Here is a 16,567-nt window from a genome sequence, read left to right on the forward strand (position 1 = left end):
TGTGGCCCGCGCTCCTGACGGAGTGCGGGCCACACGCATGAATCGGCTCAGAACGCCTCAGACGGGTCGTAGCGCCCCCTCCGGGGTCATGGAGCCCAGCAGTCGTTCCAGCGCCACCTCGACGTCCTCGCGCCACGACAGGGCCGACTTCAACTCCAGCCGCAGCCGCGGATACCGGTGATGCGGGCGGACGGTCTTGAACCCGACCGACAGCAGGTAGTCGGCGGGCACCATGCACCCGCCCTCCTCGCCCTTCAGGTCGCCGAACGCCTCGATCGCCTTCACCGTGCGGCGGGTGAGGTCCTTCGCGACGCCCTGGACGAGCATCCGGCCGAGCCCGCCGCCCGCGAACTCCGGCAGGATGTGCGCGGTCATCAGCAGCACCGCGTCCGCGCTGACCGGGCTCGTCGGGAACGCCACCGAGCGCGGCACGTACAGCGGCGGCGCGTACATCACGAAGCCCGCGGGGACGTTGTCGACGTACACGATCTTGCCGCAGCTGCCCCACTCCAGCAGCGTCGAGGAGATCCAGGCCTCCTTCTCCAGGCCCGAGTCGCCGCTCTCCAGCGCCCGGTCCCGGCTCACCGGGTCCAGCTCCCAGAACACGCACCCGCGGCAGCGGTGCGGCAGATCGTTCAGATTGTCCAGCGTGATGTTGACGAGACGACGCGACACTGGGTCGGCACCCCCTGTTGCGATCCTCGCCCGCCAGCCTGAAACCTCTGGCCGGGCCGTCGGCTTCTCGGGACGGAACGCCGCTCCGCTGAAGTTCCCGGCAACATTCCGGGACCCTCGGGCATCGTATCGGACAGGGGGCCGCCACCCATCTCGGCACACCTTCGCAACACCCGCCGCCCGGACGCGGCATCCTCGCGGACGAAGCGGGAACGACCGGCCTGGACGCCTCGCCTGGGGTTCACCGGAAGTGTCCTCGTCCGATGCCGTATTTTGCAGGCTAGCCAGTCCACCTCGGAGGTGCCTCGTGGAACAGCACTCGCGTACGGATGCCTACACCGATCGCTACGCCGCCCGTGCCGCCGGCATGGTGCCCTCGGAGATCCGGGCTCTGTTCGCGATGGTCGCCCGTCCCGAGGTGGTCTCGCTCGCGGGCGGCGCGCCGTACGTCTCGGCGCTTCCCCTCGACGCCGTGGGCCGGATGGTCGGCGACCTCGTCGCGGGCAAGGGCGCCGAGGTGCTCCAGTACGGCTCCGCGCAGGGCGACGAACAGCTCCGTGAGCACATCTGCGAGGTGATGGCGCTGGAGGGCGTCCAGGCGTCCGCCGACGACGTCGTCGTCACCGTCGGCGCCCAGCAGGCGCTCGACCTCATCACCAAGATCTTCGTGGACCCGGGCGACGTCGTCCTCGCCGAGGCGCCGTCCTATGTCGGCGCGCTCGGCACGTTCGCCTCCTACCAGGCCGATGTCGTCCACGTCCCGCTCGACGAGGCGGGCCTCATCCCCGCCGCGCTCCGCGAGACCCTCGCGAACCTCCGAGCACAGCACCGCCGGGTCAAATTCCTCTACACCGTCCCGACGTTCCAGAACCCCGCGGGCGTCACCCTCACCACCGCCCGCCGCGCCGAGATCCTCGAAATCTGCGCCGAGCACGACGTCCTGGTCGTCGAGGACAATCCATACGGTCTCCTCGGCTTCGAGGACGAGCCCATGCGGGCCCTCCGGGCGGACGACGCCCAGCGGGTCATCTACCTCGGCTCGTTCTCCAAGACGATCGCCTCCGGCCTCCGTGTCGGCTGGGTGCTCGCGCCGCACGCGGTGCGGGCCAAGCTCGTCCTCGCCGCCGAGTCCGCGATCCTGTGCCCGTCGAACTTCTCGCAACTCGCCGTCCGCGAGTACCTCGCCACCCAGCCGTGGCAGGAGCAGATCAAGGACTTCCGCGAGCTCTACCGGGCGCGCCGCGACGCGATGCTCGAATCGCTCGACCAGCTCATGCCGGACGGCTGCACGTGGACGCGTCCCGCAGGCGGCTTCTTCGTCTGGCTCACCCTCCCCGAGGGCCTCGACGCCAAGGCCATGGCACCCCGCGCCATCGCCGAACGGGTCGCCTACGTCCCCGGCACCGGCTTCTACGCCGACGGAACCGGCCACCGGCACATGCGCCTCTCCTACTGCTTCCCCGAGCCGCACCGGATCCGCGAGGGCGTCCGGCGCCTCGCCGCGGTAGTGGAACAGGAGATCCGTCTCCGGGACACTTTCGGCAGTGCGATCGCGGGCGGCTCCACCGGCGTCCAGGCCCCGGGGCCGGACGTCGTCTGAATGTTTCACGTGAAACGCACCGGCCTCTCGGGCGGGGTCGCCGGGCCTTCGGCGCAGGACTGAAGGCATGATCGTGTTGGACGGCACGACTCGGCGCTCACATCGGGGGAGCCGGTGCGTTCCGACGTCACGGCACCATCTAGAGGGGCACACCAGTGGAACTCGGGCATGTCGTCGTCCTGGCCGGCGGGCTCTCCTACGAGCGGGAGGTCTCGCTTCGCTCCGGCCGGCGCGTCACGGAGGCGCTGCGCGCCCTCGACATCCCCGTCGAACTCCGCGACGCGGACGCGACACTCCTGGACTCCCTGTCTGACGATCCCCCGGACGCCGTGTTCCCCGTCCTGCACGGCGCGGCGGGTGAGGACGGCTCGATCCGCGACGTCCTCGAACTCCTGGACGTCCGCTACGTCGGCGCCCGCCCGGACGCCTGCCGAGTCGCGTGGGACAAGCCGACCGCCAAGTCCGTCGTCCGCCGCGCGGGCCTCCGCACACCGGACTCCGTCGCGCTCCCCAAAGAGGTCTTCCACGACCTCGGCGCCTCGTCCGTCCTCGACCACATCATCCGCAGCCTCGGCCTCCCGCTGTTCGTCAAGCCCACGCGAGGCGGCTCGGCACTCGGCGCATCCGTCGTCCACGAGGCCGCGGACCTCTCCGCCGCCATGGTCGGCTGCTTCGCCTACGGCGACGCCGCCCTCGTCGAGCGCTACATCGCCGGCACCGAGATCTCCGTCAGCGTCGTCGAACGCGACGGAGCCCCGACCGCCCTGCCCGCGGTCGAGATCGTCGCCCCCGGCGGCCTCTACGACTACACGGCCCGCTACGACGCCGGCGACACCGAGTTCGTCACCCCGGCCCGCCTCGACGAGGACGCCACCGCCCGCGCCACCGCCGCCGCCGTCACCGCCCACCGCGCCCTCGGCCTCCGCGACCTCTCCCGCACCGACCTCATCGTCTCCCCCGACGGCGAGGTCCATTTCCTGGAAGTCAACGTGGCCCCCGGCATGACGGAAACGAGCCTCTTCCCTCGCGCCATCAGCGTCGCCGGCCTGGACCTAGGCGAAGTCTGCCGAGACCTAATCCTCTCCCGCTTCCCCTAAGCCCCCTTCAGCACCCCCCAAACACCCACCTGGCGTCACCGCGCCACGCATTCCCCAACAGGCCACCAACCGCAGACCACCCCAGCACCCCCAAACCATCAAGCAACGGCACCAGCCCCGGACGTCCAGCAACTCTGACGCCACCCTCCAACACCTCCGGGACAGCCTGCCGCCCGGCCTCCCAGCACCCCCGAAGTCCGAGCGACACCGGACACCCAACAACGCCTCGCGAGCGCACAGATGTCCGGACGTCGCATCTTCAGATGTCGCACTCGCCAGGCACGGGCGACGGCGTTGTCCGGAGTCGTCGGCGCGTCCCCGGCACCTGGCGGCCACCCAGAAAGCCACACGACACCGGCCGCCGAGCACCTCCCGCCGAGCCATCTGCCCGCTCCAAGACCAGCGATTCCGAACGCGACTTCCACCAGCACGTCGCAGACCGCGATGTCGCGAGGACCGCCGCTTCCAGAGCACGCATAGCCGGCGAACGCAGACCATTTCCGCGCCCGGACGACCACGAACCCGACGCAATGACAAACTCCAACTCCAGACGTCCGCGACATCCGCGACGCCCGCGACCGCGACACGTCGCCACCAAGCACCAGGCGACCGGACACCAACAAGCCGATCTGCCAGCCGCCGCCCCCACGCCACCGGGAGCCCGGCGCGCCAGCCGCAGGCACTCGACCCCGTCGTCCATCACAGCCGCCTTGTGTCGCGACGCGCCCCACCGCAGCCGCGTTGACCCGACGCGCCGACCGCCTCCCGCGGACCGCTCAGGGACGGACCGCTCGACGCTCCACGAACTTTCCCTGCCGTTGCGAATTCGATGCTCTAAGGACTCGCGCGGGCCCCAGCACGCACAACGCAAGGAAGAGACGAGCGAAGACACGCGAGCTCCAGACGACTCATCACGCCCCCTCCCCGACATCGCACGGCCCCGGGCGGACAGCGGTGACCACACGAGACGGCCGAGGAGCCGGTCGTAGCGCCGGTTCCCGTACCGCCGACTCCGCCAAACTAGGTCGGACGAGCACAACGGCGTTCGAGCGACAGACCTTAGGTCTGCGACCCGGTCAGGAACGGAAGACTGACGTTCGCAACCGCGCGAACGTTCACGGCAGGGGAGAGCGAGGCTGAGTCAGCTTCGTCAGGCAACGATGCGCATTGCTCACGAGAAGCCCGTGCGGCCAGAGAGGCAAGCGGGCCCGCCCTCACGCGCCTCTGGTCCCTCCATGTCAGCCGCTCACGACTCCTCTCGGCACTGGGGAGGGAGGGCTGGCGATCGAAGTCGCAGTCTTCTCGCGGAAGCACCCAACGCGTTGCCGCCGCGGAGGCTGAGCTCCAGCACCCAGGTGCCGAGTGGCGCGCCTCAGTTTCACGTGAAACATCAGCGCAGTCCGCCCAGCCTCGCGCGCACAGCGAAGACGCCGCAGCCGGACGTGCCGGAGGTTGATCCGCCGCCAGGAATGGTCCGAGGTCGTCAACGAGCGGCTCAGCCGGAACGCTGGAGCGGCATGCCTGCGGAGGTAGGTGCACTCCACAGCAAACCCTCACACGAACTCGCGGCCGACGCCGCACGAAGGCCCGCGTCAGTTCTCCGACACCGCTGCAGCCGCTGCCCTCCCAAGCGCACGGCGGCATCTACGAACCCCTGCCTGCGAAACCGATTCTGGGCGACGAAGACACACAAGCAGGGGGACTGTCCGCGAGATCGCAAGCAAGCGTCAATGCAACTGCTGTGCGGCGTTTGTAATGGCGGTAGGTGATATCGCAAAGCACTGTGGTGGATCAGCCCGCGCCGGGGGTGTGGAGGGCCTTGCCAGGATCCTGAACGGGACGGTGGTCGACGGAGGTGCTTCCGGCGAAGTGTGCGTTGCTGGCGGTGGGGCTCCCTGCTGAGCGGTTCGGTGAAGGCGGCCAGGCAGGATGGGGTAGTGGGGCGTGGGGCGCCGCGCCCGCGCCCCGGCAACAACCATCCAACCGCCGCGTGTTGAGCCGCATGAGGATCGGTCGAACCCAAGATGAGCGGAGGGGAGCTACCACCCACAGTCCCTTGCTCGGATCGCGCACCACCCATGGGCCCAACCACGAGCGGCCGTGATGGCTACGCACGGCGCGTGCCCACCGCAACGACCACCCGCACGCGGCACCGAGGGAAGTCGCCCGAACGCGGTGCCCCAGACGCGGTGCCCCAGACGCGGTGCCCCAGACGCGGTGCCCCAGACGCGGTGCCCCAGACGCGGGGTACCGGACGCCTGAGCGGAGCGGCCGGGGAGCCATCGCGCGGTGGTCGGCATAAGGCCGACTCGGCCTTGGTGCCCTGCGGCTAGGGCGGTTCCGAAGGATGTGGAGCCATTCGTTGACGACGGCGATCTCCACGGCGGTTTGATGGCGGACGCAAAGCCTGTCGGAGCGGGATCGCGATCGTCCGGTGACGCGGTAGGACGGTTGGTACCGCACTCGACGGCGTGGCGGCGCGGGGTTCTGTCTGAGTCGAGGCGGGTGCGCAGGGCCGCGGCTTCGTCGCCGCGGCCGGTGACCGGCCCGGCCGGCACCGAGATGGTGACCTCCGGCGGCACATATGAGCGCGAGTCAGCCGGGAGAACGGGCACCTTATCGGCGGCGGGCGCTCGTTCCCGGGAGATGCGGTCTGCCGCAGCCATGGTCGACCTAGGCATCGGGAGAAGTCCCGGCCCCACGATGCCCTTGGAAGCAAAATGGCGATGCGGTCAATCGAGTTGGCCGAGCCCCGCAAGGCCCCCATGAAACCAGGAACATCCGTCAAGCATCGCCCGGGACTAGACAAGCTGGCTGATCCTCGGGGTGCTCTGACAGGTGGCCAGCCGCTTGGCGTCCGGCCGCGCGCATTTGCGTGCCGCCGCTTCGATGGCAGGCGCGCCCGAACGGCGTCGGAGGGGGGATGTTTCACGGGAAACATCTGGCTTCGGGGAAGCGAAGCGCCCCGGGGGAGCCGTTTTGGGCTGCCGGGGCGCTCAGGAGGAGGCGAGGGTGTCAGGCTTCGCCGGGGCCGCTGTCCTCATCGGGGGCCATGGATTTGATGATGCGGTCCAGGTCCTCCAGGGTGGCGAACTCGACCACGATCTTGCCCTTGTTGCGTCCCATGTCGACGCGGACCTTGGTCTCGTAGCGGTCGGAGAGGCGGTCGGCCAGTTCCTTGAGTCCAGGGGCGACGGGTTTATTGCGGCGTCCCTGACGCGGAGCTTTTGGCTCGTCGACCTCGCGGATCGCGATGAGTTCCTCAAGGGCGCGAACGGAGAGGCCCTCCTGCACGATTCGCTGGGCCAAGTGCTCCTGGGCCTCGATGCTGTCGAGCGAAAGGAGGGCGCGCGCGTGCCCGGCCGACAGGACGCCCGCGGCGACACGGCGTTGGACGCCCGGCGGCAGGTTCAGCAGACGGAGCGTGTTGGTGATGTGCGGACGCGACCGTCCGATGCGTCCGGCGAGTTGCTCGTGCGTGGCGCCGAAGTCCTGCAGCAGTTGCTGGTACGCGGCGGCCTCCTCCAGCGGGTTGAGCTGCTGGCGGTGGAGGTTCTCCATGAGGGCGTCACGGAGCAGGTCGTTGTCGCCGGTGTCGCGGACGATCGCCGGGATGACGTCCAACCCGGCCAGCCTGGACGCCCGCAGCCGGCGCTCGCCCATGATCAGCTCATAGTCGTGCTCACCTGTCGAGGCCTTGCGCACCACGATCGGCTGCAGGAGCCCGACGATGCGGATCGACTCGGCGAGTTCCTCCAGGGCCTCGTCGTCGAAGTGGTCGCGCGGCTGACGCGGGTTGGCGGTGATGGAGCGGACGGGAAGCTCGGCGAAATGCGCGCCCGCGATCGGCTCCAACGCCGGATCCTGCGAGGCGGTGCCGTTCGGTCCGGTCGTCCCGGACGGTCCGGACGTCCCAGCCACCGCGGGCCCGCCTGGGAATCCCGGCTCACCCGCGCTGCCCGGTTCGGCGGGCGTCGGCGGAGGCGGGGCGGTGGGGATGAGGGCGCCGAGTCCCTTGCCGAGGCCGCGTCGCTGCTGGCTCACTGGACGGCTCCTCCGTGGGCCATTTCGGACGCGGCCTCGCTGTAGGCGAGCGCGCCGCTTGAACCTGGGTCGTAGGTCATGACGGACTGCCCGTAGCTCGGGGCTTCGGAGACCCGGACGCTGCGGGGGATGACGGTGTTGAGGACGACGTCGCCGAAGTGGTTCCGGACGTCCTCGGCCACCTGCGCCGCTAGGCGTGTCCGGGCGTCGTACATCGTGAGCAGGATCGTGGACACCTTCAGCTGCTGGTTGAGGTGCGCCTTGACGAGGTCGACGGTCCTGATCAGCTGCCCGAGGCCCTCCAGCGCGTAGTACTCGCATTGGATGGGAATGAGCAGCTCGTCCCCGCCGACGAGGGCGTTGACGGTGAGCAGGCCAAGGGACGGCGGACAGTCGATCAGCACGTAGTCGTACTTGTCGGTGTCGTAGGCGTCCAGCGCCCGCCGCAGCCGCGATTCGCGCGCCACCTTGGAGACGAGCTCGATCTCGGCGCCGGCGAGGTTGAGCGTCGCGGGCGCGCAGTACAGGTTGGGGATCTCGGCGGCCGGGACGACGATGTCGGCGAGCGCCGTGTCCTCGATCAGCACGTCGTAGATCGAGGGGATCTCCGCGTGGTGCTCGACGCCGAGGGCGGTGGAGGCGTTGCCCTGGGGGTCGAGGTCGACCACGAGGACCTGGGCGCCGTGCATGGCGAGGGACGCCGCAAGGTTCACCGAACTGGTGGTCTTGCCCACGCCGCCCTTCTGGTTGGCGATGGTGATGATGCGGCATCTGTCGGGCCGCGGCCACTCCTTGCCCCGGCGGCCCGGCACCGGCTTGATCGCGGTGGCCGTTGTTTCATGTGAAACCTTGGCGTCCTTGAGCGCCTCGCGCACGAGTTCTGACTCCCCCTGAGTTGGTCCCTTGCGCGGACCCGGCGGCTGCGCGCCGGCGTTCGTCGGTACATAGCCGACGTTCTCCGCGGTTCCGGACGTCGTGGTACCCCACATTGCGTGTCCGGAGGGCGCGGTCCCTGGCGCGGTGCCCGGGTCCGCCTCCCCCCGCGTCCCGGCGGAGGACGCGCTCCGAGCGGAGTCCACACCGGGTCCGCCCAGGCCGGACGGCTGTTCGTCGGGGGATTCGTCGGCGCGGTCAGGCCTGCCAAGCCCTGGTCCCGTGCTCATGAAGACCTCTTCCTCGACCCATTAGCACGCCGGGGTGCGCGCTGTCGTCGCCCGACGGCCTCGCCCCGGCCTGCGACCACGCGGACGAGTGTTGTCGGAGAATCGACCATACCGCGCCCGACCTGAAGCAGTTCCGCGCTCCGCGCCCCGAGCCGCTTCAGGACGGGCTCCGCCTCGTCCAACTCGGCCGCGGCCCGTTCCCCCTTGAGCGCCAGCAGTTCGCCGCCGGGGCGCAGCAGCGGAAGCGCCCACGTCACAAGACGTTTGAGCGGTGCGACGGCGCGTGCCGTGGCCACGTCCACCGCGATCTCTCCGACCATGTCCTCGGCCCGTCCGCGCCGCACCTCGACGTTGCCGAGGTCGAGCATTTCGACGCATTCGTCCAGGAACGTGGTGCGTCGCAGCAGCGGTTCCAGCAGGACGATCCGCAGATCGGGCCGGACGATCGCGAGCACGACACCCGGCAGGCCCGCCCCGGATCCGACGTCCACCACCTGCGCGTCCGCCGGAATCGCCTCCGACACCACCGCGCAGTTGATCAGATGGCGTTCCCAGAGCCGATCGACCTCGCGCGGACCGATGAGCCCGCGCTCCACCCCGGCCGTCTCAAGAAAAGCCGCGTAACGCTCCGCGACCGGCAGCGCGTCACCGAAGACGACCTCACGTCCAATCCCCACCAGACGAATCGTTCCACATAAACCAACGAAGCCGTGCATGCGCAACGTCCAACACGACGCTCCCGCACAACACCCCCGCACAACGCTGACCCAACCGGCCAGCCCAACCTGGGAGAAAGGTCCTGCGCAACACGTCGTCCCGGTGCAACGCCGCCGCGCGACATGCCGGCACGGCGCATATTCGCGGCTCGTACCGAGGCAAACGCCCCAGTGCAACTTCCCTGCATAGCGTTCGGACGCGGGGGTTGGACGACCCTTGCGTCATGGCGAGAACCACATGACCCGCCGCATAACTCGGGCTCGTCGGGTAGAGGCCCGCTTTGTCGCCCGATGTCCCCCGGAAGGGAGCCCCGACACATGGGAATCGGAGTCAGTCTCGCATTCATCGCCATGGGCGCGATCCTCGCGTTTGCCCTCCGCGTCGATCTCAGCGGCATTGACATTCACCTGGTCGGCTGGATCCTCATCCTGGTGGGGCTGATCAGCATGGGTTTCACCGTGAAGTACACGCGGCCGCGCCGCCGAACCGGCCGCGTCGTCGGTGCGGACCCCGCCTACGGCGACGAGCCGGGCACGGTGGTCCGCGAAGAGCACATCATCGAGGATCCCGCGCCCGTCGGCCGCCCAGCGGAACGAGTCGAACGTGTGATCGAACATCCGGCGGACGAGGGAGCCCCGCGCGGCCACGTCGCCCAGGACCCGGCGTTCTCCCAGGACCCGGCGCACGCGCAGGATCCGGCGGAGGAGAACAGTCCGTCCATCATCGATTCGACCGCGCGGCCCGTCCCGCAGAGGCGCAGGTGGCGTCGAACGACCCGTTGATTCGTACGGTCCGGTCCCGCCCGGTGTGCTTTGGGCGGCGGTGCACACCCGGCGGCCGAGGACCTCGCGCCGACCAGGCCCGACCAGGCCCGACCAGGGACGCCAAGAACGTGGCGGCACGCCTTGCGCGAGGGTGGGGGTTGATGTGCGGACGGCCCCGGTGCGGTGGAGCACCGGGGCCGTTCAGGTGGGTGAGCCCTCGAACTTCGGGCCGTCCGCCAAGGGGAGGCTTCGAGCGGGCGAATCGGCCGGGTGGGGCGAGTGGGCGTTGGAGCGCGGTGGTTGCCGGCGATCAGGCCGCCCGGGACGTCGTCAGGCGGGGTAGACGACGACGTAGCGGTCGGGCTCCTCGCCTTCGGACTCGCTGCGCAGGCCCGCGGCGGCGACCGCGTCGTGGACGATCTTGCGCTCGAAAGGGGTCATCGGGGCGAGCGGCTTCGGCTCGCCCGCCTGCTTGACCTCGTCCGCGACATCGGTGCCGAGCTTGGTCAGCTCGGCGCGGCGGCGTTCGCGGTAGCCGCCGATGTCGAGCATGAGCCGGGTGCGGTTGCCCGTCTGCCGGTGGACGGCCAGGCGGGTCAGCTCCTGCAGCGCCTCCAGGACCTCGCCGCGCTTTCCGACCAGCTCGTCCAGGGCACCGCCGACGACGGCGACCATCGCGCGCTCGCCCTCGACGTCCATGTCGATGTCGCCGTCGTAGTCACCGATGTCCAGCAGGCCCTCGATGTAGTCGGCGGCGATCTCGCCTTCCTGCTCGAGCGCCTGGACGTCGACCTCATCAGTGGTGTCGGTCTGGCTCAACGGGGTTCTCCTTCTCCGGCACGTGCTCGGGGATCAAACTAGCGCTTCTGGGTACCGCTGCGCTTGCTGCGCGACTTGCGGGTCGGCTGGTTGCGGACGACCTTCGGCTTGTCGTCCACCTCGGGTTCCGGCTCCGGCTCCTTCCTGAGCTTGGCCTTCATGCCGGACGACGGCTGACCGTTCTTCGAGCCGGCGGCCTTCGCACCGCTCTTCGCGCCGCTCTTGGCGCCGGCCTTCGTGCCCGACTTGGCGGTGCCCGACTTGGCGCCCGACTTGGCGGTGCCCGACTTGCCGGTGGTCGTGGTCGGCGCGGGCTCGCCGTCCTTACTGGGCGGCGGGTACTTCTTGTAGATGTAGTGCTGCTGCGCCAGCGTCCAGCTGTTGGACGTGACCCAGTACATGAGGACACCGAGCGGGAACCCGAGCCCGAAGAGGCCGAACAGCGGCGCGAGGAAGACCATCATCTTCTGCGCCTGCATCATCGGGTTGGCGTCGTCGGTGACGGGCTGGCGCTTCATGCTGGCCCGGACGGTGAAGAACGTCGTGACGGAGCTGATCACCACGGCGATGCCGGTGATGATGATGGCGGTCCAGCTCTTGGGGTCCGAGCCCCAGGCGTTGAGGAAGGTGTCCGGGATGTGGGCGCCGAAGATGCTGGCGTGCTGGGCGCTCGCCACCAGGTCGGCCGACATCGCGAAGACGCTCTCGCCGGGCTTGGCGTCCGAGACCTTCTTCAGCGTCTGGAAGAGGCCGATGAAGATCGGCATCTGCACCAGGAGGGGGAGGCAGCCCGAGAGCGGGTTGGCGCCGTTCTCCTGGTAGAGCTTCATGACCTCCTGGTTGAGGCGCTGCTTGTCGTTCTTGTATTTCTTGCGCAGCGCCTGAACCTTGGGGTTCAGTTCCTGCATCTTCCGCGAAGCGTGGATCTGCTTCACGAATAGGGGAACGAGGATCACGCGCAGCAGGACGGTAAGCAGGATGATCGAGCCGCCCCAGGCCCATCCACTGTCCTTGGGGACGACGGTGCTCAGGCCCGTGTGGATCCACACGATGAGCTGAGCGACGATCTCGTACAACCAGTCAAGCACCGGGCAGCTCCTTGGGCTCTGCTAGGGCGGGGCCGCTCTCCTCGCGGCCGGAGTTCGAAGAAGCCGCCGCGGATCGCTCCTGGGCGGACGTCCGGGACGTCCCCCCAGTTCCCCCGGAGAAGCGCGTCTCGGACGTCTTCTTCGGCGGCACCGGGTCGTAACCCCCGGGGTGGAAGGGGTGGCACCGCGCGATCCGGCGGGCCGTCAGCCATGTGCCGCGCAGCGCCCCGTGCACCTGGAGCGACTCCAGGCCGTACGCGCTGCAGCTGGGCTGGAAACGGCACTGCTGCCCGAGCAGGGGACTCAAGAAGCGGCGGTAGGCGCGGACGAGAAGGATCAGCAGCGTCGCGACGGGGCCCGGGGGCCCCACCGGGTGATGCGGGGGGAAGGCCATCCCCTGCCGACTCCTCATCTCCGCCCCTTGGACGCGGGCCGCAGCAGCCGGTCGAGCGCCGACTCCAGATCCGCGGCCAGTTCGTCAGGACGCGCCGTCCCCGCCGAGGGGTTGGCGCGCACTACGAGCAGGCTACCCGCTGGGAGCCGGTCCAGGTGCGGGCGCATCAGATGGCGGAGGCGGCGTCGCGCGGTGTTGCGGACGACCGCGTTCCCCACGGTGCGCGCCACGATGAACCCGACCAGCGGCGGGGCTGCCCCGCCGCCGGCCCGGTCGGGCGACTCGTCCGGGTGAAGCAGATGAACCACGACATTCGGCCGTCCGGCGCGGCGACCGCGCCGGACGGCCAACGTGAAGTCGTCCCGCCGCCGCATCCGGTTTCCGGACGGCAGCACAGTGAGCGGTGGATCAGACCGCGATGCGAGTGCGGCCCTTGCCGCGCCGGTTGGACAGGATCGCGCGGCCGGCGCGGGTGCGCATGCGCAGCCGGAAGCCGTGCTTCTTGTGGCGGCGACGGTTGTTCGGCTGGAAAGTACGCTTGCTCACTTGGGGCTCCAGTGCTGCGGTCGGTTCGTCTGCAAAGGCTCGGCAACTCGCATCGAGGGGCGCGTCCGGTCCCCCGCAGCGGGGGCCCACCCGAGCCTGCCTGGAGGGGCTGCCGGCGGGCACGCGTCATCTCCGTCGATGCGACTCGACCTCAGCACGTTACGGGCTCCCGCCCACCGGGTCAAACCGATCGACCGCGCCCGATCCGACGGAACGCCCGATCCAGCAGAGCGCGGGGCGCGGTCCAGCGGAGGAGCGCGGGAGCTCGGTCCAGCGGAGCGCGAGGGGCCGGGGGGTGGAGCGCGGGGGCGCGTCCGGGGGACGGGCGGGACGGGGCGTGTTGGCGGACCGGTCGTGTTGCGGGTGTGGGCCGCAGCGGTTAGGGTCGTCCGGGCGAACCGACGCTCTTTCGACTTCGACGAATTCGACGGTCCATGTCGGTGTTCTGCCCCTCATAACCCCCGTTCGAGAACCACACCCGGACCGGCCCGCGTGCAGGCCGGAGGCTTCCCGACCTCGCTCGTAGGAACCCGCGTCACGGGTTTTACACAGGGTGCTCCATGCCTATGCACAGCATGTGGACAACTCTGTGGACAACTCGTGAGAGAGTAAGTCTTCCGCGTCGCGGCCGTGCCCTGTGGGGCCGATCGCGTCCTGTGGGACAGCCGGGGCAGTCAGGTACTCCGTCGGACGGAGGGGGAGGGGACCTTGCGCATGGACGGCCAGGATCTCGGATCAGTCTGGGCCCGCACCCTCACCGCACTGGCCGAGAGCGATCTGTCTCCGAGCTACCGCGCCTGGCTGCCGATGGTCCGCCCGCTGGCACTGGTGGAGGGAACGGCGCTGCTGGCCGCGCCGAACGAGTTCGCCAAGGACGCGCTGGAGACGCGGCTGCGCAACCTCATCACGCAGGCCCTTTCGCATGAGCTGGGCAGGGAGATCCGTGTCGCGGTGACCGTCCAGCCGGAGCCGCCCGCCATGCCTGGCGGCGGGCCAGGTCCTGGCCCAGGCCCCGGTGCGTCGTCGTCCAGGCCGGGTGGTGGTGACCCACTGGGCGCGCCGATCCCAGCGCCGGGGGGAGGGCTCGGCATGCACGAACCCGCTCCTTCTTATGGCGAGTCCTACTCAGACCGGCCGCATGACGACCGCGACAGGGATCGCGAGCGTGAAAGGGACCGGGAGCGTCCGCACACAGGGCAGCCCTACGGCGAACCATCAGAACGTCCGTATTCAGAGCAGCCGTACAGCGAGCCGGGGTACCGGCCGCAGTCGGGAGTTACCCACAACCCCGGCGCCCCCGGAGGTTATCCACAGGCTGCGGACGACGAGCGGGGCAACTATCCGCCCGCTCCCCGTCCATCCGCCTACGGCCCAGGCGGGCAGGGGCCAGGCCCAGGCCCAGGTCCGGGTCCGGGTGGACGTGGCCCAGGTCCCTTCGACGGACGGGGCCCGCAAGGCTATCCCGGGCACGGCGCGCCAGAGGGATTCAGTGGAGAGCCTCCTGGACGGCCCTCGCACTCGCATCTGAACGACCGCACGCTCGGCCCGCTGCGTTCGGACGGCCGTGCAGAGCCGCAGGGGCGCGAACCCCAGCACGGTGGGAACGAGCCATCGCTCGGGCACCCGGAGAACACCTTCAAGGGCGGAGACCCATCGTTCGCCGGCGGTGAGCAGTCGTACGGAGGGCCGGAGCAGTACGGCAGCACTGGCACCGACCAGTACGGCGCAGGCAGCAGCGAGCAGTACGGGAGTAGCGGCAGCGACCAGTACGGCGGCGGTGGTGGTGGTGGAGGCGCCGAGCCGTACAGTGGCGCACCCGCGAGCAGCGAGCAGTACGGCGGAGGTGCTGTCGCCGAGCAGTTCGGCGGAGGCGGCGAGCAGTATCGCGGCGAGGAGCCATACCGCAAAAGCGTGTTCCGCGACGATGAGCCCCCAGACTCCCGCAGCCCCAACGGCCCCGGCCTCGGCGGCACCCCTAACGGCCCTGGCCTTGCCCCCGGCGGGGGTCCGGGCGGGGCCCCGGCTCCGGGAGGCAACACAGGTTCTGGTGCGTCCGAGCACGCCCGCCTGAACCCCAAGTACACCTTCGAGACGTTCGTCATCGGCTCGTCCAACAGGTTCGCGCATGCAGCCGCAGTAGCGGTCGCCGAGCAGCCGGCCAAGGCGTACAACCCGTTGTTCGTCTACGGCGACTCCGGCCTAGGGAAGACGCACCTTCTCCATGCGATCGGGCATTACGCGCAGAGCCTCTTCAATGGCGCGCGCGTCCGTTATGTGAGTTCGGAAGAGTTCACGAACGACTTCATCAACTCGATTCGCGACGGAAAGGCCGACGGGTTCCGCCGCCGCTACCGCGACGTCGACATCCTCCTCGTCGACGACATCCAGTTCCTTGAGGGCAAGGAGCAGACGCAGGAGGAGTTCTTCCACACGTTCAACACGCTCCACAACGCCAGCAAGCAGATCGTCATCTCCAGCGACCGTCCGCCCAAGGAGTTGGTCACGTTGGAGGACCGGCTGCGCAACCGGTTCGAGTGGGGGCTGACGACCGACGTCCAGCCGCCCGAGCTGGAGACGCGGATCGCGATCCTGCAGAAGAAGGCGCGCCAGGAGGGCCTCGCCGCGCCGCCGGACGTGCTGGAGTTCATCGCCTCGCAGATCGCGACGAACATCCGCGAGCTGGAGGGCGCGCTGATCCGGGTCACGGCGTTCGCGAGCCTGAACCGGCAGTCGGTGGACATGAAGCTCGCCGAGATCGTCCTGAAGGACCTCATCCCGAACGACTCCGGCCCGGAGATCACCGCCGCGATGATCATGGCGCAGACCGTGGAGTACTTCGGGACGACGATCGAGGACCTGTGCGGCCCGTCCCGCTCCCGGATGCTCGTCACGGCCCGGCAGATCGCGATGTACCTGTGCCGGGAGCTGACGGAGCTGTCCCTGCCCAAGATCGGCCAGCAGTTCGGGGGACGCGACCACACCACGGTCATGCACGCCGAACGCAAGATCCGGTCGCTGATGGCCGAGCGCCGCGCCATCTACAACCAGGTCACGGAGCTGACCGGGCGCATCAAGCACCAGGCCCGCAAGCGCTGACCGGCGCCCTGTGCACACTGTGGACAGACCTGCGCGACGCTTGTGGACGGCCCGCACCGTCCCCGTCCACACCCCGCCGACCGGACGGAAGCGACGAAAGGCACGTCTCGCCCGAGAACCGGAGTCGCTACTCACAAGTTGTGGAAAACTCTGGGGATTTTCGTGGATAACCCGGTGGGCAACCGTTGGAGAACCTGAGGATGAGCAGTGGACGGATGTGGATCCGCGGTGCACGAGCCCACGGCGTCCTGGGGAAAACCAGTGGACGACTTGGGGAGGACCTGGGGAGAGCCTGGGGACGGACCCGCGGGCGACCCGGCGGTCACTCGTCCGGTGTACACAGGCCGCCGAAACGGTCGGCATACCCGTGGAGAACTCGTGGAAAACCGGGGGATGACATGAGGATGACGTGTGGGGATGATTTCGCCGTCCCCAGGCGGCGCCGCGCCGTCCACCTTCGATGCACAGCACCGGTGGACGAAGAAACCCGCTCCCACCTGGGAAGACGCCGTCTGTCCACACTATCCACCGCCCCTATTACTGGTACTGCTCTACTTCTCTACT

The 16,567-nt window shown here is 69.4% G+C and carries 13 protein-coding genes; 4 read left to right on the forward strand and 9 right to left on the reverse strand.

Going from position 1 to position 16,567, the window contains the following annotated elements:
- Positions 1-57: 57 nt before the first annotated feature.
- A complete protein-coding gene (locus ACH35V_RS16620; RefSeq protein WP_131968986.1) occupies positions 58-675 on the reverse strand; it encodes a GNAT family N-acetyltransferase in 618 nt (205 codons plus the stop codon).
- Positions 676-1,042: 367 nt separating this feature from the next.
- On the opposite strand from ACH35V_RS16620, the gene ACH35V_RS16625 reads away from it, so the two are divergent.
- Both ACH35V_RS16625 and ACH35V_RS16630 read left to right on the forward strand, forming a co-directional pair.
- Positions 1,043-2,275, forward strand: coding sequence for a PLP-dependent aminotransferase family protein (locus ACH35V_RS16625; RefSeq protein ID WP_395973429.1), 1,233 nt, complete (start codon positions 1,043-1,045; stop codon positions 2,273-2,275).
- A 155-nt stretch (positions 2,276-2,430) separates the two neighbouring features.
- Positions 2,431-3,372, forward strand: coding sequence for a D-alanine--D-alanine ligase (locus tag ACH35V_RS16630; protein WP_395973237.1), 942 nt, complete (start codon positions 2,431-2,433; stop codon positions 3,370-3,372).
- 3,015 nt (positions 3,373-6,387) lie between these two features.
- Here the strand turns inward: ACH35V_RS16630 and ACH35V_RS16635 are convergent.
- The 3 genes from ACH35V_RS16635 to rsmG all read right to left on the reverse strand — a co-directional run bounded on the left by ACH35V_RS16635 (position 6,388) and on the right by rsmG (position 9,295).
- On the reverse strand, positions 6,388-7,416 hold the full coding sequence (locus tag ACH35V_RS16635) for a ParB/RepB/Spo0J family partition protein (protein ID WP_395973238.1): 1,029 nt from the start codon (positions 7,414-7,416) through the stop codon (positions 6,388-6,390).
- The gene (locus tag ACH35V_RS16640; RefSeq protein ID WP_395973239.1) at positions 7,413-8,291 is read right to left on the reverse strand and encodes a ParA family protein; all 879 of its coding nucleotides are present in this window, start codon (positions 8,289-8,291) and stop codon (positions 7,413-7,415) included. The genes ACH35V_RS16635 and ACH35V_RS16640 overlap by 4 nt, the downstream gene beginning before the upstream one ends.
- A 284-nt stretch (positions 8,292-8,575) precedes the next feature.
- Positions 8,576-9,295: a 16S rRNA (guanine(527)-N(7))-methyltransferase RsmG gene (gene rsmG / locus ACH35V_RS16645; RefSeq protein WP_395973240.1), complete on the reverse strand. Its 720-nt coding sequence runs from the start codon at positions 9,293-9,295 to the stop codon at positions 8,576-8,578.
- Between the two features lie 318 nt (positions 9,296-9,613).
- Between rsmG and ACH35V_RS16650 the strand changes: the two genes are divergently transcribed.
- Complete coding sequence (locus tag ACH35V_RS16650; protein WP_395973242.1) at positions 9,614-10,078, forward strand: DUF6458 family protein; 465 nt, start codon at positions 9,614-9,616, stop codon at positions 10,076-10,078.
- 312 nt (positions 10,079-10,390) lie between these two features.
- Here the strand turns inward: ACH35V_RS16650 and ACH35V_RS16655 are convergent, their stop codons facing one another.
- The 5 genes from ACH35V_RS16655 to rpmH are packed head-to-tail and all read right to left on the reverse strand — an operon-like array spanning position 10,391 to position 12,907.
- Positions 10,391-10,879: a protein jag gene (locus tag ACH35V_RS16655; protein WP_395973244.1), complete on the reverse strand. Its 489-nt coding sequence runs from the start codon at positions 10,877-10,879 to the stop codon at positions 10,391-10,393.
- 38 nt (positions 10,880-10,917) lie between these two features.
- Positions 10,918-11,967: a membrane protein insertase YidC gene (yidC, locus tag ACH35V_RS16660; protein ID WP_395973246.1), complete on the reverse strand. Its 1,050-nt coding sequence runs from the start codon at positions 11,965-11,967 to the stop codon at positions 10,918-10,920.
- Positions 11,960-12,379 (reverse strand): membrane protein insertion efficiency factor YidD, encoded by a 420-nt coding sequence (gene yidD / locus ACH35V_RS16665; protein ID WP_395973247.1) that lies wholly within the window; start codon positions 12,377-12,379, stop codon positions 11,960-11,962. The genes yidC and yidD overlap by 8 nt, the downstream gene beginning before the upstream one ends.
- Complete coding sequence (gene rnpA / locus ACH35V_RS16670) at positions 12,376-12,735, reverse strand: ribonuclease P protein component (RefSeq protein ID WP_395973431.1); 360 nt, start codon at positions 12,733-12,735, stop codon at positions 12,376-12,378. The genes yidD and rnpA overlap by 4 nt, the downstream gene beginning before the upstream one ends.
- A gap of 34 nt (positions 12,736-12,769) precedes the next feature.
- Positions 12,770-12,907, reverse strand: a complete 138-nt coding sequence (rpmH, locus tag ACH35V_RS16675) for a 50S ribosomal protein L34 (RefSeq protein WP_138650196.1) — start codon at positions 12,905-12,907, stop codon at positions 12,770-12,772.
- 714 nt (positions 12,908-13,621) lie between these two features.
- On the opposite strand from rpmH, the gene dnaA reads away from it, so the two are divergent.
- Positions 13,622-16,003, forward strand: coding sequence for a chromosomal replication initiator protein DnaA (gene dnaA, locus ACH35V_RS16680; RefSeq protein WP_395973250.1), 2,382 nt, complete (start codon positions 13,622-13,624; stop codon positions 16,001-16,003).
- Positions 16,004-16,567: the final 564 nt, after the last annotated feature.

It is taken from the genome of Actinomadura sp. 1N219, assembly GCF_044326405.1.
Lineage (GTDB): Bacteria > Actinomycetota > Actinomycetes > Streptosporangiales > Streptosporangiaceae > Spirillospora.

What these genes read in the sequence shown, in the direction of transcription:
- ACH35V_RS16625 (WP_395973429.1), top strand. Translation starts at nt 1,043, where the DNA reads ATGGTGCCCTCGGAGATCCGGGCTCTGTTCGCGATGGTCGCCCGTCCC.
- rsmG (WP_395973240.1), bottom strand. Translation starts at nt 9,295, where the DNA reads ATGCACGGCTTCGTTGGTTTATGTGGAACGATTCGTCTGGTGGGGATT.
- dnaA (WP_395973250.1), top strand. Translation starts at nt 13,622, where the DNA reads ATGGACGGCCAGGATCTCGGATCAGTCTGGGCCCGCACCCTCACCGCA.
- ACH35V_RS16650 (WP_395973242.1), top strand. Translation starts at nt 9,614, where the DNA reads ATGGGAATCGGAGTCAGTCTCGCATTCATCGCCATGGGCGCGATCCTC.
- yidD (WP_395973247.1), bottom strand. Translation starts at nt 12,379, where the DNA reads ATGAGGAGTCGGCAGGGGATGGCCTTCCCCCCGCATCACCCGGTGGGG.
- rnpA (WP_395973431.1), bottom strand. Translation starts at nt 12,735, where the DNA reads ATGCGGCGGCGGGACGACTTCACGTTGGCCGTCCGGCGCGGTCGCCGC.